Genomic DNA, 24843 nt, shown 5'->3' with positions numbered 1-24843 from the left:
CCGATCGAGTACCGATCGCGTCAGACGCCAGACGTACTCGCTTGCCGATCGAGTACCGATCGCGTCAGACGCCAGACGTACTCGAGTGCCGATCGCGTCGGACGCCAGATCGGCGGCGGGCGGTGGGTGGTGGCTACCTTCGGCGGCGTGACGGGATCCGCACGACTCCTCCATCCGACCGAGCTCCGTTCGACGGACGACACCGGGACGTTCGCACGATGAACCTGGCGTCGTGGGTCGAGCGCCACGGTCGACGGTTCGCCGACGCCCCGGCGCTCGCTTCGGGCGAGCGGGTCCACTCGGACTGGGCGACGTTCGCCGCCCGCACGGCGAGCGTGGCGAACGGGCTGCGCGACGACCTCGGCCTCTCCCCCGGCGACCGGGTCGCGATCCTGATGCGCAACCGGCCCGAGTACCTCGAGGCGATGTTCGCCGCCTGGCACGCCGGGCTCGTCGCCGTCCCGGTCAACGCCCGCCTTCACCGTGACGAGGTCGGCTACATCCTCGACCACAGCGCGACGAGCGTGGTGATCACCGACGACGATCACGCCGACGACGCCGCCGCGCTCGTCGACGACGTCGAGGTCCTGCGCGAGGTCGTGGTCGCGCCGGGCGAGCGGTGGGACCGGCTGACGTCGGCGTCCGCGCTGACCCTGGTCGATCGCGCCCCCGACCACGCGGCGTGGCTCTTCTACACCAGCGGCACGACCGGTCGGCCGAAGGGGGCGACGCTGACCCACCGCAACCTGTTGATGATGTCGCTGAGCTACCACGCCGACATCGACCCGGTCGCGCCGGGCGACTGCGTGCTCCACGCGGCGCCGATCTCCCACGGATCGGGGTTGTACGGACTCCCGCACGTGGCGAAGGGAGCGTGCAGCGTCGTCCCCGAGTCGGGGGGAGCCGATCCGACCGAGATCGCCACCCTCCTCGACAGGTGGTCGGGGATGTCGTTCTTCGCGGCGCCGATCATGGTCAAGCGCCTCGCCGCCGACGCGACGTTCGCATCGGCGAACCTGGAGCACCTGAAGACGATCATCTACGGCGGCGCCCCGATGTACCTCGCGGATCTCGAGGCCGCGCTCGAGGCGCTCGGTCCTCGGCTCGCGCAGATCTACGGACAGGGCGAGACCCCGATGACGATCACCGCGCTGTCGAAGGCCGACCACGGCGACCGCGATCACCCCCGGTGGCGCGAGCGCCTGGCGAGCGTCGGCCCCGCGCGCACCGACGTCGAGGTGCGCGTCGTCGACGGCGTCGGCCGCCAGCTGCCGACCGGCGAGGTCGGCGAGGTCGTGGTCCGCGGTGACGTGGTGATGGCCGGGTACTGGGACCAGCCCGATGCGACCGCCGAGGCGCTGGCGGGAGGGTGGTTGCACACCGGCGACGTCGGCAGCTTCGACGATGACGGGTACCTGACGCTGCGCGACCGCTCGAAGGACCTGATCATCAGCGGCGGGATGAACGTCTACCCGAGGGAGGTCGAGGAGGTGCTGCTGCGCCACCGCGGCGTCGGCGCCGTGTCGGTGGTCGGACGTCCCGACGAGGAGTGGGGCGAGTCGATCGTCGCCTTCGTCGTCGCCGCCGACGGCGAGCGGGCTCCATCGGTCGACGAGCTGGATGCGACCTGCCTCGATCACATCGCGCGCTTCAAGCGGCCGAAGGACTACCGCTTCGTCGACTCCCTGCCGACGAACAACTACGGCAAGGTCGTCAAGCGCGAGCTGCGCGAGCAGCTCGTCACCGAGTCCGGCACCTGACGCACGACGCCGCGATCGTCCGTCCGCCGGGTCGGCCGGAAGGATCGCGCACTCGGCGGGCACCCCAGGCCGTCGACCCGGTCGTGACCGGTCCCCGTGCACGTCGGACACGGAAGCCGCACCACCCCCCGTCGGCTCGCTGTCGGCCCCTCGTCGGCGGAACGTGCACGCGTTCGCCCGCCGGGCGGGTGTCGCTTCGCGTCGGCGCGTGACGATGGGACATGATGCGGCGATGCAGATCCGCAACGACGACGTGTCGCTCCACGTGGCCGTCGACGGCCCCGACGACGCCCCTCCGATCCTGCTGATCCACGGCATCCTCGGCTGCGGGAGGACGTGGGAGTGGATCGTGCCGCGCCTGTCCGATCGCCACCGGCTGCTGCGCCTCGACCTGCGCGGCCACGGTCGCTCGGACCGTGCTCCGGACCGGTACCAGCTCGCGGACTACGTCTCCGACGCCCGTGCGGCGTGCGAGCAGGTCGCCGGCGCGCCGTGCGTCGTCATCGGGCACTCGCTCGGGGGCGCGACGGCGGCCGGCCTGGCCCAGTCGCACCCCGACCTCGTGCGTGGCGTGGTGCTCGAGGACCCTCCGCTGAGCGTGCCCGACCCGACGGCCGAGGGCGCCGCACGCAACAGCCTGATGGACGTGTTCGGCGTGCTGCGAACGGTCATCCCCGAGGTGCAGGAGTCGGGCGCGAGCGTCGACCAGGTCGCGGGTTCGACGGCGATGGCACCGAGCGCCGCGGGACCACCGCTCGGCGAGATCCTCCACGACGACGCGATCCTGACGACCGCCGCGGGGACGCTCGCCGTCGACGCATCGGTGCTCGACCACGTGCTCGCCGGGACGTCCACGCCCGTGTTCGACCCCTCCCGTCCCCTGCCGGTGCCGGCGATGGTCGTCGCGGCGGACCCGTCGTCACCCGACGCGGTGACGCGGCCGACCGACATCCCGCGGCTGGCCGAGGTGAGCCCGCACGTCGAGGCGCGCACCCTCACGGGTGCCAACCACCTGATCCACGACTCGGTCGGCCAGCGCGAACCGTTCTTCGCGATCGTCGAGGAGTTCCTCGCCTCGCTCGACTGAGCGATGCGTCGACCTCGACGACCGGCGCCATCCCGCGTCCCCGTCCGGTGTGAGGCACCGGATCGGTCAACCGGGCCGGACGGGTCCGCACCACCCTCGGATCTCGTCTCGGCGCGTTACGCCGAGTCGGTGCGACGCCATCGGCGCCGACCGTCTCGGAGGGGTCGGCGGGGTCGCGGAGCACGTCAGGTCTGGTCGTGCGATCCTCATCCGGCGCGAGATCGTGATCGGACCCGTGACCCGCCCGGCGCCCGCTCCGTCCGATCGCGATCCGGTGCGGATCGCGCCGCACTTCGCGACCAGACCGGACGGCTGAGCCGCGGCGGGTGCACGAGGAGGCGGGGTACGGTCGCCGGTCATCATGGTCGCGCGAACGGAGTCCGAGGGCTGGTCGGCAGTCGTCGGTGGGTGAGGCCGGCGGGTTCGAGTGGGAGCGTCGCAAGAACGGCGACGTCGTCATCACGCACCACGGGCGGCGAGCGACCGTGCTGCGCGGTCGTCGCGCCGCCGAGTTCCTCGACGACGTCGGAGCCGGTGACGACCAGGATCTGATGGCGCGACTCACCGGGAACTACAAGCGAGGCAACGAGCGAGATGCCGGCCGCCACCCGAGGAACCGCTGATCCGGGACTCGGCGACGAGGGACGTCCGCACGGTTCGCCGTCCGGTGCTCGACGCTCGATCGAGCGACGCGCACCCCCGAGCGCTCGATCTCGGGCCGCCCCCTGGTACGCGAGCGAGCGGTCGCGTATCGTCGTCGGGGTCGGGACGCCACCGTCCGGCGAGGCCGAAGGGTCGCACGGCCTCCCGTCCCGTCGAACCCGGCGACGAGGAGAGCAACCCCGATGAGCACCACCGTCCGCTACATCGTCGACGATGTCGACGCCGCCATCGCCTTCTACCGCGATCGCCTCGGGTACGAGGTCGAGATGCACCCCGCACCCGGGTTCGCCGCGCTGGAACGTGACGAGCTGCGATTGATGCTCAACGCACCGGGCGCCGGCGGGGCCGGCACCGCGGGTGGCACGCCGGAACCGGGAGGTTGGGCGCGCTTCCAGCTCGCGGTCGATGACCTCGACGCCACCATCGACGAGCTCTCGGCGGCCGACGTGTCGTTCCGTGGTGAGCTCGTCGAGGGGAACGGGGGCCGTCAGATCCTGGTCGAGGATCCGGCCGGCAACGTCGTCGAGCTCTTCGAACCGGCACCCGATCGAGGCTGACCGCCCGCCCCGGCGGTCGCCGCGTCGAACACCTCGCCGAGCTCGACCACTCCGGTCACGATGGGGTGCGGATCCTGCGAGACGTCGCGACCAGATCGGACCTGCCGGTCGAGGGATCGGCCTCGACGGCGGCGTCGGGTCGCGATCCCGTGCGGATTCCGAACGACATCGCGAGCAGACCGGACACGACCAGCGGCGCACGCGAGCTCCGGTCGCGATCCGGTGCGGGATGCGCCTCGGATCGCTGCGCCTCCGGCGCGTCCGGCCGCCTGCACCGCACCTCGGATCGAGCCGTCGGCGCCCGACGTCAGGACCCGTCGAGGGAGCGTGCGAGCAGGACGACAGGCGGAGCCTCGATGCCGACGACGGCGACGGTCTTGATGCGCGAGCGGTGGCCCCGCCGGATGCTGACCGCGTGGCGGCGCACCTCGCAGAGGTCGGACACGAACGAGATCAGCTCGGCGTTGGCCGCGCCCTCGACCGCCCGGGCGCGCAGCCGGACGCGCACGTGGTCCGGTCCGACGTCGATCAGCCCCGACCGGGACGCACCCGGGTTCGCCCGGACCTGCAGCTCGATCCCCCGATCGGTCCGGTTCCACCAGCTCACCTCGGCCACCGCACCAGTCTCGCGTGCGCGGCCGCACCGGTCGGTCACGACGTCGGCCCCGTGGCTCGGTCGTCGACCTCGCGAACGTGACGATGTTCGGTCCGATCGCGACACCCGACGGGCGCGCCGTCCGCGACCCGGCGCGGGCCCTCCGACTGGCCGCCGCACGGCGACGGTTCGTACGGTCGCGTCGTGACCTCCACCGAGACGAACGACGACACCGCCGCCCTCGCCGAGCGGGTGTTCGCGGCGATCGAGGCGGGGGATCTCGATGCCGTGTCGCGGATGTGGGCCGACGACGTCGAGGTGTGGCACAACGACGACGGCGTGGTGCAGACGAAGGGCGAGAACCTGAAGGTGCTCGGCTGGATCGTGCGGAACACGGCGAGTCGGGCGTACCTCGACGTCGTCCGCCACGTCCACGCCGACGGGTTCGCCCAGCGGCACGTCCTGCGCCTCGAGTTCGACGACGGCCGCACCGCCGACATCCCGGCGGCGATCTTCGTCGGCGTCCGCGCCGGGCAGGTGGTCCGCGTCGACGAGTACCTCGACTCCGCCCACGTCGCCACCGCGTTCGCTCGCTGACGGCGTTCCCCCGGTCGGAGCACGACTCGGCGATCCCGAACGACCGGACGGTCGCCTCACACGAGATCGCACGCCGGCATCGATGACCGAACCCGTTCGCGACGGATGGATCCCCCGGCCCCGCCGAGCAAGCGGGGGAGGTGCCCGACGCAGATCGCGACGTCGACCCTGCGTCCATCGGCTGATCGACGCCGAGCTCGAACGTGGCGCTGACCAGGTTGCCGGCGGACCGGTCCGCCGTGACCTCGACCCGTCGCAGCGACGGTCGGGCACGCCGAGGAGGCGCGTACGCCTGCATCCGCTCCACCCCGGCAGCCGCCGGGATCGGTGCCCTCGGGCGTCGAGACTACGGTCGACGGCATGGCCGATGTGAGCGTCACCCGTCAGATCGCGGCACCGCCCGAGGTGGTGTGGAGCCTCGTGTCCGACCTCCCTCGCATGGGCGAGTGGTCACCGGAGAACACGGGCGGAACGTGGCTCGGCGACGCGACGGGCCCGGAGGTCGGAGCGCGCTTCGAGGGCGACAACGAGAACGACGGTCGGACGTGGTCGACGGTCGCGACGGTCACCGAGGCGAATGGGGGACGGTCCTTCGAGTTCGACATCGACGTCCTCCGCTTGCTCCCGATCGCGAGGTGGCGCTTCGACATCGAGCGGTCCGAGTCGGGGTGCACGGTCACCGAGAGCTGGACCGATCGGCGCCCCGGGTGGTTCACACCGATCGGGACGAAGCTCACCGGGGTCCCCGATCGGGCGGAGCACAGCCGTGACTCGATGCGCCAGACGCTCGACGCTCTCGCCGCCGAGGCCGAGACAGCGGGCTGAGCCCGGGCGGCGCCGCGGTGCCGTCCGTCGTCGGTCGCCGTCTCGTGGGCGCCCGCAGGCCGAGCGGCCGACGACCCGTCGAGCTCAGGTGCGTCGGTCGGTGACGTCGAAGAAGGTCTCGATGACGAGCTCGCTGGCGGTGACGTCGAGGGCCGTGCCGAACGTGGACACGACCGAGAGGTACTGGCGCACCTCGCCGTCGACGGTGAGGCGCACCTCGATCGCCGCGTCGGCGTTCGGGAAGTCGACGGGGTCGACGGTGGTGGTGACGAGCGACTCGGCTTCGGCGAGGAGGTCGGCGATGACGGGGTCACCGGTGACGCCGAGCTGACGCCGGAGCCGGTGCACGAGGTGCGCGGCCACCTCGTCGAGGTCGTCGATGGCCGACGCGAGGCCGTCGGGGTGCAGCGTCATGCGGATGACGTTGAGCGGCGGGCCGAGGAGCTCGGGGGCGACGAGGCGGGTCCAGGCGAACGCCGACTCGTTGGCCATCACGAGGTTCCAGTGACGGTCCATGACGAGGGTCGGGTTCGGCTCCATCGCCTCGAGCATCGACTCGAGGGTGGCGACGACGGGGCGCATCGTCGGAGACGTGAGGCCGAGCTCGGAGTAGGCGGGTGCGTAGCCGGCGGCGAGGAGGAGGTCGTTCTGCTCCCGGTGCGGCACGTCGAGGTGGGTCGCCAGGTGGATGATGAGCTCGCGACTCGGGGTGGAGCGTCCGGTCTCGACGTAGGAGAGGTGACGGGTCGACACCTCGGCGCTGGTGGCCAGGTCGAGCTGGCTCATCCGGCGGCGTCCGCGCCAGTCGCGAAGGAGCGGCCCCACCCCGCGCTGGCCGGTCCTCGTGGTCACGTCGATCACCGTAGGGCGGGCGCCGTCCGGCCTCCATGACCTGTCAGGTCATGGATCCGATGCGGCGGGACGGCTCACGATCGATCCATGGACATCGACACCGCCTCCCCGACCACCACGACCCCCTCCCCCACCGTCGGCCTCGGGCCGGCCGGGCGCCTGCGACGCATCCTCGCCGTCGACGCGCTCACGTCCGGGCTCAGCGGGCTAGCGATGGCGGTCGCCGCCGGCGGGGTCGACGACCTGCTCGGGACGGGGCGTCCCGGATGGGTCCGGGGCGTCGGCGTGGGGTTCGTCGTGTTCGCGGCGGGCGTGGCGTGGGTGGCCCGCGCCGACGAGTCGTCGCTGCGGCGCCTGTCGCTCGACGTGGTGATGGCGAACGTGGCGTTCGTCGTGGCCATGGTCGTGGGACTGGCGCTCGGGTGGTTCTCCGGGGTCGGGATCGCGATCGCCGTGGCGGTCGCCGTCCACGTCGACGTCCTCGCCGTGCAGCAGTGGCGTGAACGGCGACGGCTCGCCTGACCCGGTCGCGCGAGGGGCTGGGACCCGGGCCCGCCGGATGCACCGGCGGGCCGAGCGGTCAGGCGCCCATCTGGGTGGTGTGGGTCGGCTCGATGCGCATCACGACTCGCTCGTCGCCGGGCTGGTGGAACGGGTACTCGTCGGCGTCCATGTACTTCTTCGCCATCGAGTCGATGAACGAGTTGTCGGAGTCGTCGTCGACGCGCGCGAGGGTGCCACGGATCTCGAGGTAGCGGTACGGGTTGTCGGGGTCGGTGCCGGAGACGGCGATCGTCGGGTTGCGCTCGAGGTTGTGGAACTTCTGACGACCCTTGGTGAGCGAGAACACGAAGTGGCCGTCGTCGAAGCCGCCCCACACCGGGCTGGACTGCAGCTCACCGTCGGGGCCGAGCGTGGCGATGTGCCAGAAGGTCTTCTTGTCGAGCAGGTCGGCGTAGTCGTCGGGGATCGTGGTCATCCCCCATTCGTACCAAAGGCTCGGCCGGTTCCACACCGGCGCGCACGACCGCCGGTGTTCACGCCCCGATCGATCTCGGCGGCGCGTTCGTCGCCCGAGAGAGCCATGCTCGCCGTCGGTCGACCCGACCGGTCAGCGTCGAACGGTCCGTAGGTCGTCGTCAGGCTCGAGCTCCGCCGAGGTCACGCCACCTGATCGGGGGCGACGGCCGGCGGTGGAAGCGGGATGCCGTCCTTGAAGAGCGAGCGGAACTCGTTGAGCTCGGGGTGCGCGTTGACGATCCCGACGTAGGACCCCCGGACGTCGCTCTTGAGCCGGGTGAGAGCGACGTAGCCGAGGCGTGGGGACCACCGGGCACCGCCGATGCACACGATGACGGCGCGCGACTCCCATCCCTTGAAGCTGTGGACGGTGCAGGCCTTGATCCCGGGAGCATCGACCCAGAACCGCTGCTTGCGGCGCTGCTGCTCGGAGGGGTTCGAGGCGAAGATGTGGTTCACCTCGTGGCCTCGGCGTTCCAGTTGGCGAACGACGCGCAGACCCTGATCGTGGCTCTCGCACAGCACGACGACCTCGGAGGGATCGAGGTCGTCCTGGTTCTCGACCAGCGCAGACGTCATCTGCGCCGCCACCAGCGGGAGCGACGACGTGGAGGGCACGTTCTGCCACCGCCGTGCGGTCGGGACGTCGAACGACGAGATCCGCTCGCCTGCGTCCGGGGCCGTCGGCCCGACGATGTCGCCCGGCACGTATCGCTCGCCGAACACGCGGACGACCGACACCACGTCGGACGGGAGTCGATGCGACGCGCCGAGATCGGTCCACGGACCGGAGAACCCGGCGCCGACCATGTGCTCCTCCTCGGTCCACGGCGTCTGGTCGAAGATGTTCTGGGTCGGATCGGCCACGAGCAGCATCTCGCCGTCAGGTCGCAGCTGCGCACGCAGCAGGTTCCACCAGCTCAGCTCGAAGTCCTGGCCCTCGTCGACCAGGATCGCGTCGAACGGGATCCGTGCTCCCGTCTCGGACGCTGCGATCGCACGATCGACCACGTTCACGGTCGAATCGCCGCCGCGGCCGCCCCCGGTCGGGTCGGCCATCTCGTCGAGACGACGACAGAAGCCGTGGAAGTGGACACACGACACGAGCGCCGGGTCCGCCCCGTAGCTCGCGCAGTGCCGGGAGATCAGCGAGCGCAGGTAGTGGCTGAGCGTGATGTTGTACGAGACCACGAGGGTCGACTTCCCCTCGGCGGCGAGCGCGGCGGCGCGTGCGGCCAGGCCGTACGACTTGCCGCACCCCGCCGAGCCGCGCACCCGGCGCATCCTCGCACCGTTCGGGTTGCGGGCGATGTTGCTGGCGCCCCGGCTGAGCCGGTCGGGGGCCACGAGTCGGTTGACGTAGGTGGCGGTCTCGAGGTGGCGCTGCGCCTTGTCCAGCGAGACCGGGCAGGGCCGCGCGGGAGCGGGCCCGATCAGAGCGTCTTCGAGGTGGTCGAGCACGTCGTCGCCGTGGATCGCGACACCCGCACCCGGTGCGCCCTGCGCGCATCGCAGCACCTCTCGGGCTCGGTGCGTCGGATGGTTGAGGAGGATCACGATGGCTCGCACCGATGGTGGTACCGGTCCCCCGTCGGCGGGGCGGGCGAAGTGGTGCTCGTAGATGGTCGATCGGTAGCGCTCACCCTGCGAGCACGGGTGCTCGCGCACCGGTGCCCACCCATCGCCGGTGCGGTACTGGATCTCGCCGTTCTGGTTGCGGTACGCACCGTGCCGCCACTCCTTCACCTCGATCGCGCAGATGCCATGATCGCGATGGAGGGCGACGAAGTCGGGGCGATCGAGGCCGAGGCGCGGTTGGACGTAGACGGTCCATCGGTCGTCGATCCGGCCGAGGGCGCGAGCGACCCGCTCCTCCCCGGCGTTGATCCATCCGCTTCGGTCGACGCACTCCTGCAACGTCGGGACGAGCTCTGCCACACCCACCTCCCTGCCACGTTCGGGGTGTCGGCCAGTCATCGGCGCAGAACGCCGACGACTTGAGTTCTTGCAACGGGGTCGAGCCTCGACGGCGGCGGATCGTCTCGACGAACGACGAACTCCGCTGCTTCCGAGCACGACGTCAAGTCGAAGTCACCTCGGCCCATCCCGCGTGTTGGTCGAGCTCTCGTCGATGGGCGACGGGTCGAGCGATATTGCGGAGATCCCGGCGGTCTCGCCCGACGTCGCAGCGGATCTCTCACTCAGCAGGTGCACCACCATCACCCACGTCGACAGCGACTGCCTCATCTCCGTCGTCGACCACGATGAAGGGAAGGTCGCGGAAGAAGGAATCGGCGTGACGTGCGAGCACACGAACCGTCACGTAGTTGGCCGTGCCCCCGATGGCCATCCCGATCCCGAAAGGCAGGACGCGACCGAGCGCGACGACTCCCCGTTTGGTGCCGTACTTCGTCACGATCGTTCGTCCCATCTTGCCGTTGACCGTTCGAAGCAGCGACATCGGAACGCGGGCGGTTCCCTTCTTCCCCAGCCCCTTCCCCACCTCAGACGCGAGGCGACCGAATCCCGCCGCCGCTCCATCGCCGAAGAGGAGGACCGAGAGGATCCACGCTCGACGCTCGTCGACGGTGGCCGAGTCGTGTCCGTGAAGGGCCGCGATCGTCAAGATGAGTTCGGCGGCCCGGCCCGTGAACCAGGCGAAATCCGCAGCGGACGTCGCCAGACCTGCAGCGGTCCCGACACCGGGAACCGCTGCGACGCCACCGCTCGCCGCGCCGATCGTCCCGAGTTCCCGTGCGAACGCTCGGCTGAGCGCCTCTACCCGCTCCTCCACCGTCGCTCCAGCGACCTTCGCCGCACGCTGCTGCGCGTTCCCGTATCCGGTGTCGATGGCGCCGTCGATGGCGTCCAGGATGAAGCCCTTGCCGTCCGTCGACCTCGATGGGCCCCGTGCGAGGCGAATCGCTCTGTTCACGATCATCCTCCGAAACTAGGCCAGAGCGCGATTCTTCGTCCGAGGCGCCACACCAGCTTCGTCGAGACGTCGATGCGACGACCCCGTGTGGGATCAGCCCGCTTCGGGATCTTGGTCGACGACGAAGACCTGACGGAGCGGGATCAGCCGCTTCCAGCGAGGATCGAGTTGCTCGTAGTGCTTCGTCACCAGGTCGACGACATCGTCACCCGTGACGAGCCGGAGGTCCGATCTCGATCGCTCGAGAGAACGGGCGTCCTTCGAGTACGAGCCCAGCGTCACGTACAAGCCGAGCTCCGCGCCACCAGGTGCCAGCGTGCCGGTGAGCTGCTGCACGTCTGGCCCTCCCTTGCTCGCCTCGGTGTGCTTGCACTGCACCTTGATCAAGGGGGGCTCAAGGCCGAGTTCGTCACGATGCGCGAGGACGTCGATCCCGCCGTCTCCGCTCTTCTGAGTGACTCGAGCCTCGTACCCCATCGCGATGAGCAGGTCGGCGACGAACTCCTCGAACTCGAAGTGGTCGAGCTCGCTCATGAGCGTCGAGACGATGAAGTCGCGTGTGTGTTGCTCGATCCGCTCGGCTGTGATCGCCTGGGCTGCATGCTCGACAGCGTCTTCGATCGAGTCGTCGGGAACGACGTCGGGATCCACCTCGGGGACCGTGCCGTTGACGACGGATTCGAACTCCGCTGCGTTCGACCTGATCCGGAACATGGTGACCGCCGAGCCGATCTCGTTCCGAGCCGCCTGCGAGAACCTCGTGCGAGGGATGTCCGTGCTCACCCATTCGACATCTCGCCGGTGCGGGTGCGCCTCGCCCGCCACGAACGAGTACGGGCCCGCCACACGACCGATGTTGACGGTGCTGTCTGGCTTGTGCGGGTACACGACGAGATCCCCGATCTCCATCTCGTAGGCGAAGCGACGGAGCACACCCGCCCACACCGGGATCGCGCCGGGCTTCGCGTCCGGGAACACCTCGGCGACCCGCGCCTTGATCGAGTCGCGATCGTCCCCCAGAGCGCTGATGTCGCCGATCCCGGGCCACCCGATCCCGACGAACCCGTTCTCGACGAGATCGAGGTTGGGCCGATCGTTGTGGATGCCCCAGAAGACCGCCATGTGGAGAACGGTAGCCCGCAGAGCTTGACGAGATGGGCGACGCCCGACCGGACCGAGCGGCACGTGACCGAGACGCTGACGTGCCGCAGCGCCGGGCCCGAACACGACAGGTGGGGCTGGCGTGCTGCGTGTTTCGGAGTCAGATCGATCACGACGCTTCGGAGTGCTGCTCATCCTCTCGACACGACGAAGGAGGATCCTCCGGGACTACGACGTTCGAGTGATGGGTCAAGTCAGTTCAGATATCGCCGATCTCGCATTCATGGGCCTTCGACGAACGCTCCGACCGATCGAAGCGCGTTCCCTCGTGGGGAGGATGCTGGCATCGGTCTCGCTCATCGCGCTGCTCGGGTGCGCTCCGAGCGAGTCTTCGAACTCCGAAGGACGTCCGGCCGCGACCTCACCCGCACCGTCGGCACCACCGACCGCACCATCGACGACGGCGCCGGCCGAGCCAGCCGCAGCCGCCCCGCCCACGACGGTCGACGCGGCCCACGTCGACACCTGCGTCGAGCAGACCATGGTTCGGGCGTACATCGGCCATGCGCATTGGAGAGGGATCTGGGACGAGCTCGGCCAAGACCGTGAACGACTCACGTCATGGTGCGTCGAGGTGGGCGAGAGCGATCCGCGCGAACTGGCGCGCTTGCACGAGAACTGGCGACGCCTCGCAGAAGCGGCCACGACCACGACCTTCGCAGCACCGAGGAGACGAGCCGACATCGACGTCCAACCGTGCATGGAGTGGATGCGATGGTTCCGTGATCGAGGCGATGCCCGAGCGGCGAACGTGTGGCGTGCCGTCGGTCGTTCCGAGATCGAGCTGCGTTGGCACTGCGAGGGCGTCGGCATCGAACGGCCGGACGTGATCGACGCGATGGCCGCCGAGATGCGCGACATCGGACGCTTCCTGCGGGCCGTCTCTCAGCCCGAACCGCCCCCACCGCCACCTCCACCACCACCGCCGCCACCCGTCTACGCACGACCGCAGCCCACGCGGCCGATGTTCAGTCAGCCGTCCGGGGATTGCAATCCGAACTACTCAGGTTGCGTCCCGAATGGGGACTGTCAGATCCGCGGTGTAACTGGTCTGGCCTGAAACGCTGAGCGACTCGCTTGGCCGGAAGGACAGACAACGATGACAGACCATGATGTGGCGGTGGTGACACCGTCGGATGAGACAAGCGAGGAGCGGCCAGATCGGTCGCTTGCCGAGCAGCTCGTCGACCAGGCACGATCGGACGGGCGGAATCTCGTCGGCCCCGGCGGGCTGCTGAGCGATCTCACGAAGCAGGTCCTCGAGACGGGTCTCGAGGTCGAGATGGAAGAACATCTCGGCTATCCGAAACACGCCGTCGAGGGCCGCAACGGTGGCAACAGTCGCAACGGGACACGTTCGAAGACGGTGATCACCGAGATCGGCCCGATCGAGCTGGAGGTGCCACGCGATCGTGACGGCAGCTTCGAGCCTGAAACGGTGCGCAAGAACCAGCGCCGGCTCGACGGGGTCGACTCGATGGTCATCTCCTTGACGGCGAAGGGTTTGACGACTGGTGAGGTCGAAGCCCATCTGGCCGAGGTGTACTCGACGAACATCTCCCGCGAGACGATCTCGAAGATCACCGACCGGGTCCTGGGCGAGTTGGCCGAGTGGCAGAACCGGCCGCTCGACCGCGTCTATCCGGTCATCTTCATCGATGCGATCGTCGTGAAGATCCGCGACGGTCAAGTCGCCAACCGGCCCGTGTACGCGGCGATCGGTGTCACCGTTGACGGTCAACGCGACATCCTCGGCCTCTGGGTCGGCACCGGTGGCGAGGGCGCCAAGTACTGGTTGCAGGTGCTCACCGAGATCAAGAACCGCGGCGTCGAAGACGCCTGCATCGTCGTGTGCGACGGACTCAAAGGCCTGCCCGAGTCGATCGAGGCGACCTGGCCGTTGGCGATCGTGCAGACCTGTGTGCTGCACCTGATCCGCAACACCTTCCGCCTCGCCAGCCGCGCCGACTGGGACAAGATGGCACGCGATCTGCGACCCGTCTACACCGCCGTCAACGAAGCCGACGCCGCAGCGAGATTGGACGAGTTCCACACCATCTGGGGCAACCGCTACCCGGCGATCCAGTCGCTCTGGAAGAACGCGTGGGCCGAGTTCGTGCCGTTCCTCGACTACTCACCGGAGATCCGCCGGGTCATCTACTCGACGAACGCGATCGAGTCGTTGAACGCCCGGTTCCGGCGAGCAACGAGGGCACGCGGTCACTTCCCCAACGAGCAAGCAGCGCTCAAATGCCTCTACATGGTCGTGCGGTCGCTCGACCCGAAAGGCACCGGCCAGGAACGCTGGATGAACCGCTGGAAGCCCGCCCTCAACGCCTTCGCCATCACCTTCGAAGGCCGCCTCTTCTAAGGCCCTAAGATCCCAACAACAACCATGAGCCAGGTCAGTTACACCAACGATCTGACAGTCCCCCCGAATGCGTCCGACGTGGATTGCGCCGGCGGATCGGGCAACGGTCCGGCGTACGCACGTGGGCCGGTGCAGGTACTCGGACGAGACGTCTACGGCCTCGACCGAGACGGCGATGGCTGGGGATGCGAGTAGCCGGCGCTGCGCACCAGCCCGCCGGGCGGCGGCGCGCCGGTCGACCGCACGATCTCAGTCATCACCAGAACGCATCCCGTAGAAGTCTCCCGCTCGGTCGATGAGCGATCGAAGCGCTGACATCGTCTCAGCCCGCCCCTCCTCCCAAGCGGCATCCTGTGGCTCGAAGCCCCGCTCCGCGATCACCTTCAACTTCTCCAGCCCGGACCCGACCGCGTCGATCTCGGGGCGCAGCGCCGGGTTGGACATCGCGGCGCAGGCCTCGGCAACTCGAAGTTCGTCGTAGCGACCTCGTGAGACGTTCTTGAATCGACGAAATGACTCGGAGTCAGGTCCCCGCTTGGCCTTCGTGTGGCCCCGGTCGTAGAGCGCGCCGATCACGAGGTTGGCCGACGAGATGTAGTCACGAAGCTCGTCGAAGCCCCGTTGATCCCAGCGATGACGCAACTCCCGTCGCTCGCGCAGCCGATCGACGACGATCGTCGAGATGAGCGCGATGGTTCCACCGAGCAATGTGCCGAGCAGTCCGGTCATCTCCACAGCTTTGGTCGTCAGGCGGCCCAACGGCGGGCGATGATGTTGTCTCGTTCGACGGCGTCGCTGATCGCGTCGGTGCTGACGGGGGTGCGCCACCAGAAGAGCTGCTCCTTGCCCTTCGTCTCGTAGACCGGGTGGTCGCTCGGCTCGATGCTGATCCGGCAGACATCGGCATCGTCGATGGTGAAGAACTCCCAGTCGACGAGCGATGCAGCTGACTTGCCGAGCCGGTCGAGCAGATTCTTCAGGTGCTGACCCCACAGGTCGCGGTCACCGCGCTCGCCTCGTTTGGAGAAGGTGGCGTAGTCGTCTTCGAGGCCGTGGATTTTGCCGTCGTCGGCGACGCCGACCAGCAGGGTGCCGCCGTAGCGGGAGTTGGCGAACCCGGCGATCGTCTTGACGACGGCGTCCTCCATCACCCCAGACTTCTGACAGAGCTGCACATCCCAGCGAAGCGTCGACTTGTACTCGAGGAAGCGGGTCTCGCCGTCGGACCGAATCAGGTCGCCGACCGGACACGTCCGCTGGCGCGCGACTCGGGCCTGGGCGTAGATGCCTGGGGCGCTCCGGTCGAGCCAAGCCTCCTTCAGCTCAGGGTTGTCAAGCGCCGCGTAGACGAGGTCTTCGTTGACCTTGAGCTGTTCGATCAGCTTGGCGTCCCACTTCTGCTCGAGTCCGACTCGGAACCGCTCGAACGGGTTCGCTGCCGCCTCAGCCTGCACCTGGGCATCACCCGCCACGGCGGTGTCGACCGACCCATAGAAGACGGCGTTCTCCTCGGAGAGGTTGACTGCGAACCGCTCGTTGATCTTACGGATCTCCTCCGACAGCGGCACCTCGTCGACCTGCTTGCTGCGACCGCTCCCTCCATAGATCGTGACGACCTCGCCGTCGGCGTCGTCGAGTGAGGCGTCGCCTGACCACGCCTGCTCCATCTTCAGGTGCGTGAGCTCGACCTTGTCGCCGAGGTCGACGCCACCGGCCGAGTCGCGCTTGACCATCTGTGCGAGGCGACGGCAGAAGAGGTAGTCGCGCTCGAGCTTGACGTCGGTGAACGACACCACCTGCGAGAGGAAGCTGTAGATCCGGGTGAACCGGGTGAGGAGATCGCGGAACTCGTCCTGCCGCTCCTCGCTGAGGGCACCGAACCGGTCGACGGCCGGGCCCATCATCGACACGATGCGCTGGTGGTTCTTCTCCGGGTCGTCGAGGAGCAGGCCGACCATCGTCTCGACCTCGTCGGTGCGCAGCACGTCGAACGGCCCGAGCTCGGCGTGGGTGTCGTACAGCAGGTGCGGGTCGGTCGGCGGGGCGTGGGTGCGCACGTACCACGGGGCGAACGCCTGCTGGATCTGCTCGTGGTCGTTGCGGAAGTCGAGCACGAACGTGCCGGTCTTGGCCGGGTGCGTGCGGTTCAGGCGGGAGAGCGTCTGCACGGCGGCGAGCCCGGTCAAGGTCTTGTCGACGTACATCGCGTAGAGCTTCGGTTGATCGAACCCGGTCTGGTACTTCTCGGCGACGACGAGGAGCTGCCAGTCGTCGGTGTCGAAGCGCTTCGGCGTCTCCGACTCGGGGAAGCCGTTGACCTTCGACTCTGTCCACTCCTCGCCGTCGTCGTCGAGCTTGCCGGAGAACGCGCACAGCACGCCGACGTCGCCGATGCCGTGCTCGGTGCAGTACCTGTCAAGCGCCCGCTTGTACCGCAGGGCGTGCAATCGCGAGGCGGTGACGACCATCGCCTTCGCCTCACCGCCGACCTTCGAGGCGACGTGGGTGCGGAAGTGGTTGATGACGACATCGGCGCGCTGGGAGAGGTTGTGCTCGTGCAGCGAGACGAACCGGGCGATGGCGGCGCTGGCGCGCGCCTTGTCGAGCTCGGGGTCGTCGGTGATCGCCTTGTCGATCTTGAAGTAGGTCTCGTAGGTGACGTAGTTGGCGAGCACGTCGTGGATGAACCCCTCCTCGATCGCCTGGCGCATCGAGTAGAGGTGGAACGGCTCGTACTTGCCGGTGTCGTCGTTCCGCCGGCCGAACAGCTCGAGGGTGCGGCCCTTCGGGGTGGCGGTGAAGGCGAAGAACGACATGTTCGCCTGACGCCCGCGGGCGCGCACCTCCTCGAGGAGACGGTCCTGCACCGGGTCGGGCACCTCGTCGACGAGCCCGGCTTCGGCGGCTTCGGCTCGGGCGAGGGCGTCCGCGTCGGTGGTGGCCGGGTCGGTGTCGCCGCCGCCGAGGACCTTCTTCATCTCCTTGGCGGAGTCACCGGTCTGGGAGGAGTGGGCCTCGTCGATGATGACGGCGTAACGCCGGGCCTGGAGTTCTTCGACGTGGCGCATCACGTGGGGGAACTTCTGGATCGTGGTGATGACGATGCGAGACGACTCACCGGTGAGCGCCTCGGCGAGCTGCTTGGAGTTCTCGTCGATCTTCTGGACGACGCCGTGGGTGTGCTCGAACTGGTAGATCGTCTCCTGGAGCTGACGGTCGAGCACGAGCCGGTCGGTGATGACGACGACCTTGTCGAACACCTTGGTGTCGTCGGCGTCGTGGAGCGAGGAGAGCCGGTGGGCGAGCCAGGCGATCGTGTTCGACTTGCCCGACCCCGCCGAGTGCTGCACGAGATACGAGTGCCCGGCCCCGTGCTCGCGGGCATGCGAGGTGAGCCTGAGCACGGCGTCGCGCTGGTGGTAGCGGGGGAAGAAGACGGTGCGGTCGGCGCCGGTGCCGCGCACGAACACGAACCGGGCGAGCAGGTCGAGCCAGGCGTCGCGTGACCAGACGTCATCCCACAGGTAGCTGGTGAGGTACCCGTCGGGGTTGGCCGGGTTGCCCTTCCGGTCGCCGTCGCCCCGGTTGAACGGGAGGAACCGGGTGCCGTCACCGTCGAGCTTGGTGGTCATGTACACCTGCTCGGTGTCGACGGCGAAGTGCACGATCGCCCGGCGCAGCAGCGCGTTTCTGGGGTCGCGATCCTTGCGGTACTGCCTGATGGCATCTTCGACGGTCTGGCCGGTGAGGTGGTTCTTGATCTCGGCGGTGGCGACTGGGATGCCGTTGAGGAACAGCCCAAGGTCGAGCGTCTTGGTCGACCCCGGGTCGTACGGCAACTGCCGAGTGACCGTCAGCCGGTTGGCCTGGTACTTCGCCTCGAGGTCGGCGTTGAGCCCCGACGCCGGCCGGAAGTACCCAAGCCGGAACTCCGCCTTCTCGTGCCCGGCGTACACGACCCCGTGCCGCAACACATCGACCGCACCCCGGCTCTCGATCTCCTTCGCCAGGCGTTGCGCGAACGCCCGCTGCGCCTCATCCGGCGACGAGTGCGACTTGCGAACCTTCTCCCACTCATCCGCCTGCGTCGCCCCAATGAACGCGAACAGCTCGGCGGTGTCGAGCGCGAGTTCGGCCGAGAAATCGTCGGCGTCGCGGTCGGCGGCGTTGCCGACCTTGACCGCGGAGTACCCGCCCGCGGACGCGAGGGATTTGCAGATGGTCAGCTCGAACGCCTGCTCACTCGGGCTGCTCACCGGCCCAGTGTCGCGCATCATGGCAACCCGCTGCCGAGACACGGCCCACCGGCACCCGCGCCAGCGAGCGCAGGAATCGGTGGTCAATACCGTGAGCCTCTGCGAGTTCGGCCGCCCTCTTGTTCATGACGGCCCCAGCAACCGCCACCACAGGAGCCGTGATGGCAGCACTCGCCCATGAACCCGAGGAGTCGCCTCGTCACGGACCGGGATGGAGACAGCCCTTCGGTACTGTTCCGGACATGGCGACCAACACGATGATCGGGAGCGGCTTGTACGACGCGTCCGAGGTCGCGCTGCTCGTCGGGCTGGCCGGCGACCAGGTCGTCCGGTGGAGCACCGACACCCAGCACGGTCCTGCGGCGGTCACTCCGTCGTTCGATCGGGCGTTCTCGTTCGGCGATCTGATCGCCCTAACCGTCGCCAGGCAGATCCGGGCTGCTGGGGTTTCCGATCGGCACCTCCGGAGTGGAACGGCCTTTCTCAGAGAGCGGTTCCAGTCACACAACCCACTCTCATCGCACGAGGCGATCGAGCGGCTCGCCACGAGTGGCAACAGCTTCTTGCTCCACGAGTCCGACGACCAGTACGACGACATCGGTCAGGGCGGACAAGGCACGTTCAAGGACGTCGTGAGAATCGGGCTCAAGCGGGTGGAGTTCGACGAGGCGGGAGGCCCGCACCGGTGGGTTCCGGTCGACGGAGTCGTCATCGACCCGCGTATTCAGGCTGGTGCGCCGTGCGTGTCCGGAACTCGACTGCCCACGAGCGTGATTGCTGGGCGGGCGATCGACGAACCGCTCGACGACCTCGCCTTCGACCTCGGCGTCGAGCTGGCTGCACTCGAAGCAGCGATCCGGTTCGAAGAACTGCTCCACGACGGAGGCGGCGTACCGGCGTGACCCGAACGCGGGCGTCGGATCGTCCGAACGTCCGCCTGCTGTGGGACGAGGACGCGAGCAGGTCTGTTGCACGCGCGCTTCGCGCCCTCGGTCTCCGAGTGACATGGATTGGCGCAGACGACCATGGTGTGCCCGACAAGGGAGCGACTGACGAGGAGGTAATCGTCTTTGCGCAACAGACCAATCAGATCATCGTCACCAAGAACCACGACATGATGATGTTGTGCGACGAGGCCGGCCAACGGTTCGTTTGGATCGACTCGCGCGGCAAGTCGCTCCCGAGGGAGCGGCAGGTGATAATCGCGTTCACGCAGATTCGGGATTGGCAGCGAATCCTGCTGGGAGACGATCACTCCTGCGTCCGCGCCCTTCGCACCGGAGCGCGGCCGATCGTGAGCGCTGAGGCGGCCCGGCTGGCGCGGCAACGATTCAAGGCGATCGAGCGCAAGCGCCGCTCGGCTCGTCGCAAGAAGATGGCGGACCAGCAGTTGCTGCACGACGACTGACGTGGCGCCGCAGAATGCTTGGCGGAGCGAAGATCCGCCAAGCATGAGCGGCACGAAGAACCCACAGCTTCCGGAGGCCCGGTGAATGCTGTTCGCCACTCGTCGGTCAGCAGCAAACGAGTCGACGATGACGAGCGGGCGCACAACGCGCCTGCGGATGCGTCGTCGACAAGGGGCACTCAGATCGAGTGATACACCCGTTCGCTAGGCCGGATCTCGCCAGCGCGATCCAGCCCGGCGCTGTCGATCCGCTCGGCGACAAGCACCGCCCCGGTGCCTTGAGCTTCCTCCGGGCACACGCCCCCGGGGGAGTCAGGCTTGGCCGGTCGCGGCGACTTGGCGTTGCTTGAGGCTGACGCCGTCGGAATCGATCCACTCGGTGCGTCCGTTGGCGCTGCGGCCGAGCAGCACCGCAGCGGCCGCCGACGGCGAGGCGAACAGGGTGTCGTTCGTGAGGTGGCTACTCGAGCCGTCTGCGACCAGGTCACCGGTCTCGATCAGTCGGCGGCGCAGCCGGGAGTACGAATCGCCGATCGACTGCACCTCCTCGAGTCGCGCCTTTGCGCCGGCGAACACGAGGAAGCCATCGGACCGCTCCTCGCCCTCGCCCGAGGCGTCGGGCCCGGTGAGGAAGTAGCGCCGGGTGGTCTCGGGCGACTGGGCAACGGCGACGTCGAAGGCATCGACGCCGAGTACCGGGAAGATCGCTCGCATCTCGGCGAGGAAGCCGCTGGCGACCGCATGGTCGGCGGCCGCCATGTGAGGGGTGCCGGGCTGGTTGCCGTTGGCGACCTTCGACCGCCGGGCCTCCTTGGCGAGGCGGACCAGCTCCGACTCCAGGAACGAGATGTGCGCCCGGTTCAACGACTGGTTGCCCGACTGGGACACGATCGTCGTCCGCCACCAATCCTTTCCGTCGTCCTGCACGTGCTGCTTCAGCCGGACGTTCACGTCCTCGGCCTGCCCGACGTAGACCTGCGTGTCGAAGTCGCCGTCAGGATCGTCGCCGAGCAGCACGTACACCCCCGGCGAGGCGAGCCCCTGCTCCGACCCACCGGCAGATCGGACCGGGCGAACACGATCCCCCGCCCCGTCCAGTTCGACTTCTCGACCACCCCCACCCCGTCGGGATCACCCGCCGTGACGAGGATCGTGATGACGTACGGCTGCGCCATCATGCCGCCCCCGGCGCTGCGAATTCGCCAGTCATAGCAGCCGTGATCAACGCCTGGCGGTGCTCGACGAGGAGGTCGATCTGACGGCTCACTCGGTCGTGGAGCACCTCGCTCGATCGACTGATTCGCTCGCAGGCGTTCGCAACCTCGCCCTGAGCCTCAAGGTCGGGTGCAGGAATGCGCAGTGAACGGATCGTCTCCTGGCTGATGTTCGGCTGACCGGCTCCGTAGCTGAGGTCGATGATCTCCTTGCGGTATGCCCAGAGCCACCAGTACAGGAAGCTCTGGTCGAGCCCCCGGCCGCCGTAGAGCGCACAGCACGCTTGGTTCGTCGTTGCAGCCACCCTCAGACGGCCCAGGCGACCAACAGTTGCGCCGTACATGGCGATGAGAACGGTGCCTGCCGGGAACACCTCAAGTGCGGAGTGGGCCAGCAGCGCTTCTTCGGTGATGAACTTGTTCGTCGTGTTGATCCTGCGCTCGCGAAGTTCCGACGTCGTCACCCACGGAGTCCCTTCCTCGGCGTAGAAACGCTCGTCACCGCTCGCAGGAGTTGTGCCGCTGCCGGTTCGTTTGACCCATGCGATCTTCTTCGGTGACCAGCTCAGCGGAATGGACAGGGACCAGACGGGGCCTGGTCGCCAACGTTCGCCCGGCTGCCCGGCTCCGCTCACAACGGATCGGATCGATTCGACCCGTCGCTCTTCGAGGAGGTGGATGAGTTGTTGTTTTTTGGCGATCAGGGCGTCGATGCGGGCGGTCTCGGCGTCCAGGTAGTCGGCGATCGCCCGCTGCTCGGCGAGCCCCCGAAGCGGAATCGGCGTTTCGGCAAGAGGGGCGAGGTTGAGGGCCCGGAAGGTCGCTCCCCCGACCGAAGCGTCCCAGTGGGCGATGGCCAACCTCGACCTGAGTGCCCAGCGAAGGTAGCCAGTATCGACATTTCGGGCGGGAGCGACCCGGGCGGTGCCCTGCGTGAGGTTCGCTCCGTCCAACTCAGCGGGGACGACCATCGTCTTGCCATACGAGGGGCCGATCGACACGACGATGTCGCCGGACCGCACTGACGACCGACGGTACTGAGCGGCGATCTCATGCGAGGTCGTGCGGAGCTCACTCGGATCGGCGACGCCACCGTGCCCCGACATGTCGACGGGACGGATGTAGCGGATCCCGCCATCAACGTCCGGGCCAGCCTGGACGATGCCATAGGTGATGGGCCTACTCGGGTCGATAAGTCGCTTCAGCGGGAGGAGCGTCTTCACTCCGTCACCTCGCGGAGCAGCTCTTCAATCTCGCGCTCCAGCTGCTTGATCTCGGCGTCGATCTCTTCCTGCGGCCTCGGCGGTGTGTAGACGTAGAAGTGCCGCGTGAGGGGGATCTCGTAGCCGATCTTGGTCTTCGTGTGGTCGACCCAGGCGTCGGGGACGTAGGGATGGACCTCCTGCTCGACGTACTGCTCGACGGCCTTGGCGTAGGTGTCGGTGGCGAGGCGTTCGGTGGGGTCGGGTTCGTAGCGGACCGGGTCGGGCGGGAGCGGGACGTTCTCGTTGTCGCGCAGGTCGGCGTCGGGCTCGGGGGTGCCCTGCTTGTCGGTGATCGGGGCGGCGTCGGGGTCGCGGACCGCCAGGGCGTCAACGACGGCGGACTCGATCGGCTTGCCCTTGAGGTCGAAGTCGGCCATCCAGCGCTTCGCTTCGGCGCGGGCGTCGGCATCGGTGGCGAACGTCGTGCCGACGCGGCCGCCGGCGCGTTCGGCGAGCGCGTCACGCTGGTCATCGGTGAGCTTGGCGAGCTTCTTGTGGGCTCGCAGCGCGTCCGCGGTGTCGTCGATGATCTCGTAGCGGAGGCGGAGGGGGCGTTCGACGGTGATTCGGAGGAAGCCGAACGACTCGTTGGGGAAGCTCTTGACCCGGGCCTCGTCGGCGTCGTCGTCTTGCTGGTCGAAGTTGCCGTAGAGGCGGACGATCTCGGCGATCTGGTCGTCGGCCACTTCCTTGCGCTTCTCGCCGAGGCTCTTTCGAATCTTGGTGAAGCTCTGCCGGGCGTCGATGAGCTGCACCTTGCCCTTGCGGGCCGGGCTCTTGCGGTTGCTCACGATCCAGAAGTAGGTGGAGATGCCGGTGTTGTAGAAGAGCTGGTCGGGCAGGGCGACCACGGCCTCGAGCCAGTCGTTCTCGATGATCCAGCGGCGGATCTCGCTCTCGCCCGAGCCGGCGGCGCCGGTGAACAGCGGGGAGCCGTTGAACACGATCGCCAGGCGTGAGCCGCCCTGCTCGGGCGGGCGCATCTTCGAGATCATGTGCTGGAGGAACAGGAAGCTGCCGTCGTTGATCCTCGGCAGGCCCGCACCGAACCGGCCGGCGAAGCCCTGGGTCTGGTGCTCGGCCTTCACCGAGTCGGCCACCTTCTTCCACTCCACCCCGAACGGCGGGTTGGCGAGCAGGTAGTCGAACCGCTCGGTCGGGTGCTGGTCGCCCTGGTCGCCGGGATCGTCGGGGCTGTACGTCTTGAGCGAGTTGCCGACCTTGATGTTCTGCGCGCTCTGGCCCTTCAGCATCATGTCGGAGCGGCAGATGGCGTACGACTCCGAATTCAGCTCCTGGCCGTAGACGGTGAGGGTGGCCTGCGGGTTGTGTTGGCGGACGAAGTCTTCCGCCACGCTCAACATGCCGCCGGTGCCGCACGCCGGGTCGTACAGCGTGGCCTTCGCACCCGGCTTGGAGAGGATGTCGTCGTCTTCGATGAACAGCAGGTGCACCATCAGCCGGATCACCTCACGAGGCGTGAAGTGCTCACCCGCCGTCTCGTTGCTGAGCTCCGAGAACCGCCGGATCAGCTCCTCGTACAGGTAGCCCATCTCCAGGTTGGAGACCCGGTCGGGGTGCAGGTCGAACTCGGCGAACTTGCCGAGCACCAGGTACAGCAGGCCCGACTTGTGGAGCCGGGTGACCTGGGTGGCGAAGTCGAACCGCTCGAGGATCTCGCGGGCCTCGTCGGAGAAGCCGGCGACGTAGGCGAGGAGGTTGTCGCGGATGTTGTCGGGGTCGTCGAGCAGCTTGGCGATGTCGAACCGGCTCACGTTCCAGAGGCCGTCGGTGTCGGTCATCGCGTCGAGCAGCGGGGCGAAGTTCTCGACCCGGCCCTTGAGGGACTCGTGCTTGTCGAGCATGTCGGCCTTCACCGGGGCCAGCACGCAGTCGAATCGGCGCAGGACCGTCAGCGGCAGGATCACCTTGCCGTAGTCGGACTGCTTGTAGTCACCACGCAGCAGGTCGGCCACCGACCAGATGAAGGCCGCGTGGTTCTTGATCGTCTCGGTGCCCGCCACACCCACATGGTGCCACGGTGGCAGCGCCCTTCCAGGACAACGCACATGTCGTCGGGCCCGAGCGAAGTGCGAGCGATCAGCTCCCGGCGCGACCGGTCGAGGTGTGGAACAGTCACCCCCATTGACCGAACACCCACCGCCCGAGATGAGTGACCGAGCGGCCGTCGTCCGGTCGGGTCGCGGCGCATCGGCCGAGCAGCCCCGTGCGTCGGCGCAGCCGGCCACGCGGGACGGCACGTTCCGGTTCGACGGC

22 protein-coding genes are annotated in these 24843 nt (G+C 68.4%); 11 read left to right on the top strand and 11 right to left on the bottom strand.

The window, feature by feature from the left end:
- Positions 1-218 precede the first annotated feature (218 nt).
- The 4 genes from ACOOHC_RS06435 to ACOOHC_RS06420 all read left to right on the top strand — a co-directional run bounded on the left by ACOOHC_RS06435 (position 219) and on the right by ACOOHC_RS06420 (position 4067).
- Positions 219-1760 (top strand): AMP-binding protein, encoded by a 1542-nt coding sequence (locus tag ACOOHC_RS06435; protein WP_420453183.1) that lies wholly within the window; start codon positions 219-221, stop codon positions 1758-1760.
- Positions 1761-1992: 232 nt separating this feature from the next.
- Positions 1993-2847 carry an alpha/beta fold hydrolase gene (locus tag ACOOHC_RS06430; RefSeq protein ID WP_420453182.1) on the top strand — a complete coding sequence of 285 codons (855 nt, stop codon included), beginning with the start codon at positions 1993-1995 and terminating at the stop codon, positions 2845-2847.
- Between the two features lie 404 nt (positions 2848-3251).
- On the top strand, positions 3252-3470 hold the full coding sequence (locus ACOOHC_RS06425) for a hypothetical protein (protein ID WP_420453181.1): 219 nt from the start codon (positions 3252-3254) through the stop codon (positions 3468-3470).
- Positions 3471-3692: 222 nt separating this feature from the next.
- Positions 3693-4067 carry a VOC family protein gene (locus ACOOHC_RS06420; protein ID WP_420453180.1) on the top strand — a complete coding sequence of 125 codons (375 nt, stop codon included), beginning with the start codon at positions 3693-3695 and terminating at the stop codon, positions 4065-4067.
- Positions 4068-4374: 307 nt separating this feature from the next.
- Here the strand turns inward: ACOOHC_RS06420 and ACOOHC_RS06415 are convergent, their stop codons facing one another.
- On the bottom strand, positions 4375-4683 hold the full coding sequence (locus ACOOHC_RS06415) for a DUF167 domain-containing protein (RefSeq protein WP_420453179.1): 309 nt from the start codon (positions 4681-4683) through the stop codon (positions 4375-4377).
- Positions 4684-4866: 183 nt separating this feature from the next.
- Here ACOOHC_RS06415 and ACOOHC_RS06410 point away from each other — a divergent pair, with 183 nt between their 5' ends.
- The gene (locus tag ACOOHC_RS06410; protein WP_420453178.1) at positions 4867-5259 is read left to right on the top strand and encodes a nuclear transport factor 2 family protein; all 393 of its coding nucleotides are present in this window, start codon (positions 4867-4869) and stop codon (positions 5257-5259) included.
- Positions 5260-5619: 360 nt separating this feature from the next.
- Positions 5620-6084 (top strand): SRPBCC family protein, encoded by a 465-nt coding sequence (locus tag ACOOHC_RS06405; RefSeq protein WP_420453177.1) that lies wholly within the window; start codon positions 5620-5622, stop codon positions 6082-6084.
- Positions 6085-6168: 84 nt separating this feature from the next.
- On the opposite strand, the gene ACOOHC_RS06400 is transcribed toward ACOOHC_RS06405, so the two are convergent.
- Entirely contained in the window at positions 6169-6936 is a 768-nt protein-coding gene (locus ACOOHC_RS06400) for a helix-turn-helix domain-containing protein (protein ID WP_420453176.1), read from the bottom strand.
- Between the two features lie 87 nt (positions 6937-7023).
- Between ACOOHC_RS06400 and ACOOHC_RS06395 the strand changes: the two genes are divergently transcribed.
- Positions 7024-7458 (top strand): hypothetical protein, encoded by a 435-nt coding sequence (locus tag ACOOHC_RS06395; RefSeq protein ID WP_420453175.1) that lies wholly within the window; start codon positions 7024-7026, stop codon positions 7456-7458.
- Positions 7459-7516: 58 nt separating this feature from the next.
- Here the strand turns inward: ACOOHC_RS06395 and ACOOHC_RS06390 are convergent, their stop codons facing one another.
- From ACOOHC_RS06390 to ACOOHC_RS06375, 4 genes are all read right to left on the bottom strand, one after another.
- Positions 7517-7915, bottom strand: coding sequence for a PPOX class F420-dependent oxidoreductase (locus ACOOHC_RS06390; protein WP_420453174.1), 399 nt, complete (start codon positions 7913-7915; stop codon positions 7517-7519).
- Positions 7916-8097: 182 nt separating this feature from the next.
- The gene (locus ACOOHC_RS06385) at positions 8098-9894 is read right to left on the bottom strand and encodes an NERD domain-containing protein (protein ID WP_420453173.1); all 1797 of its coding nucleotides are present in this window, start codon (positions 9892-9894) and stop codon (positions 8098-8100) included.
- 259 nt (positions 9895-10153) lie between these two features.
- Positions 10154-10897, bottom strand: a complete 744-nt coding sequence (locus tag ACOOHC_RS06380) for an EcsC family protein (protein ID WP_420453172.1) — start codon at positions 10895-10897, stop codon at positions 10154-10156.
- Positions 10898-10984: 87 nt separating this feature from the next.
- Complete coding sequence (locus ACOOHC_RS06375; protein WP_420453171.1) at positions 10985-12013, bottom strand: restriction endonuclease; 1029 nt, start codon at positions 12011-12013, stop codon at positions 10985-10987.
- Positions 12014-12176: 163 nt separating this feature from the next.
- On the opposite strand from ACOOHC_RS06375, the gene ACOOHC_RS06370 reads away from it, so the two are divergent.
- Positions 12177-13112, top strand: coding sequence for a hypothetical protein (locus ACOOHC_RS06370; RefSeq protein WP_420453170.1), 936 nt, complete (start codon positions 12177-12179; stop codon positions 13110-13112).
- A 39-nt stretch (positions 13113-13151) separates the two neighbouring features.
- Positions 13152-14423, top strand: coding sequence for an IS256 family transposase (locus ACOOHC_RS06365; RefSeq protein WP_420451164.1), 1272 nt, complete (start codon positions 13152-13154; stop codon positions 14421-14423).
- A 249-nt stretch (positions 14424-14672) separates the two neighbouring features.
- Here ACOOHC_RS06365 and ACOOHC_RS06360 read toward each other — a convergent pair whose 3' ends face one another.
- Together ACOOHC_RS06360 and ACOOHC_RS06355 are read right to left on the bottom strand one after the other, a co-directional pair.
- Positions 14673-15152, bottom strand: coding sequence for a hypothetical protein (locus tag ACOOHC_RS06360; protein WP_420453169.1), 480 nt, complete (start codon positions 15150-15152; stop codon positions 14673-14675).
- Positions 15153-15169: 17 nt separating this feature from the next.
- On the bottom strand, positions 15170-18679 hold the full coding sequence (locus tag ACOOHC_RS06355) for a DEAD/DEAH box helicase family protein (protein ID WP_420453168.1): 3510 nt from the start codon (positions 18677-18679) through the stop codon (positions 15170-15172).
- Positions 18680-18921: 242 nt separating this feature from the next.
- Here ACOOHC_RS06355 and ACOOHC_RS06350 point away from each other — a divergent pair, with 242 nt between their 5' ends.
- Positions 18922-19581: a DUF433 domain-containing protein gene (locus ACOOHC_RS06350; protein ID WP_420453167.1), complete on the top strand. Its 660-nt coding sequence runs from the start codon at positions 18922-18924 to the stop codon at positions 19579-19581.
- Entirely contained in the window at positions 19578-20087 is a 510-nt protein-coding gene (locus ACOOHC_RS06345; protein WP_420453166.1) for a DUF5615 family PIN-like protein, read from the top strand. Before ACOOHC_RS06350 ends, ACOOHC_RS06345 begins: the two co-directional genes overlap by 4 nt.
- Positions 20088-20399: 312 nt before the next feature.
- Here ACOOHC_RS06345 and ACOOHC_RS06340 read toward each other — a convergent pair whose 3' ends face one another.
- The 3 genes from ACOOHC_RS06340 to ACOOHC_RS06330 all read right to left on the bottom strand — a co-directional run bounded on the left by ACOOHC_RS06340 (position 20400) and on the right by ACOOHC_RS06330 (position 24596).
- Positions 20400-21110: a GIY-YIG nuclease family protein gene (locus ACOOHC_RS06340; RefSeq protein WP_420453165.1), complete on the bottom strand. Its 711-nt coding sequence runs from the start codon at positions 21108-21110 to the stop codon at positions 20400-20402.
- A gap of 151 nt (positions 21111-21261) precedes the next feature.
- On the bottom strand, positions 21262-22524 hold the full coding sequence (locus tag ACOOHC_RS06335) for a restriction endonuclease subunit S (RefSeq protein ID WP_420453164.1): 1263 nt from the start codon (positions 22522-22524) through the stop codon (positions 21262-21264).
- Positions 22521-24596 (bottom strand): N-6 DNA methylase, encoded by a 2076-nt coding sequence (locus tag ACOOHC_RS06330; protein WP_420453163.1) that lies wholly within the window; start codon positions 24594-24596, stop codon positions 22521-22523. Before ACOOHC_RS06330 ends, ACOOHC_RS06335 begins: the two co-directional genes overlap by 4 nt.
- Positions 24597-24843 lie beyond the last annotated feature (247 nt).

The organism is Ilumatobacter sp. (assembly GCF_965215205.1).
In the GTDB taxonomy this organism is placed as follows: Bacteria; Actinomycetota; Acidimicrobiia; order Acidimicrobiales; family Ilumatobacteraceae; genus Ilumatobacter_A.
The sequence above is the reverse complement of the archived record's forward strand: the minus strand, read 5'-3'. Positions and strand labels throughout refer to the sequence as shown.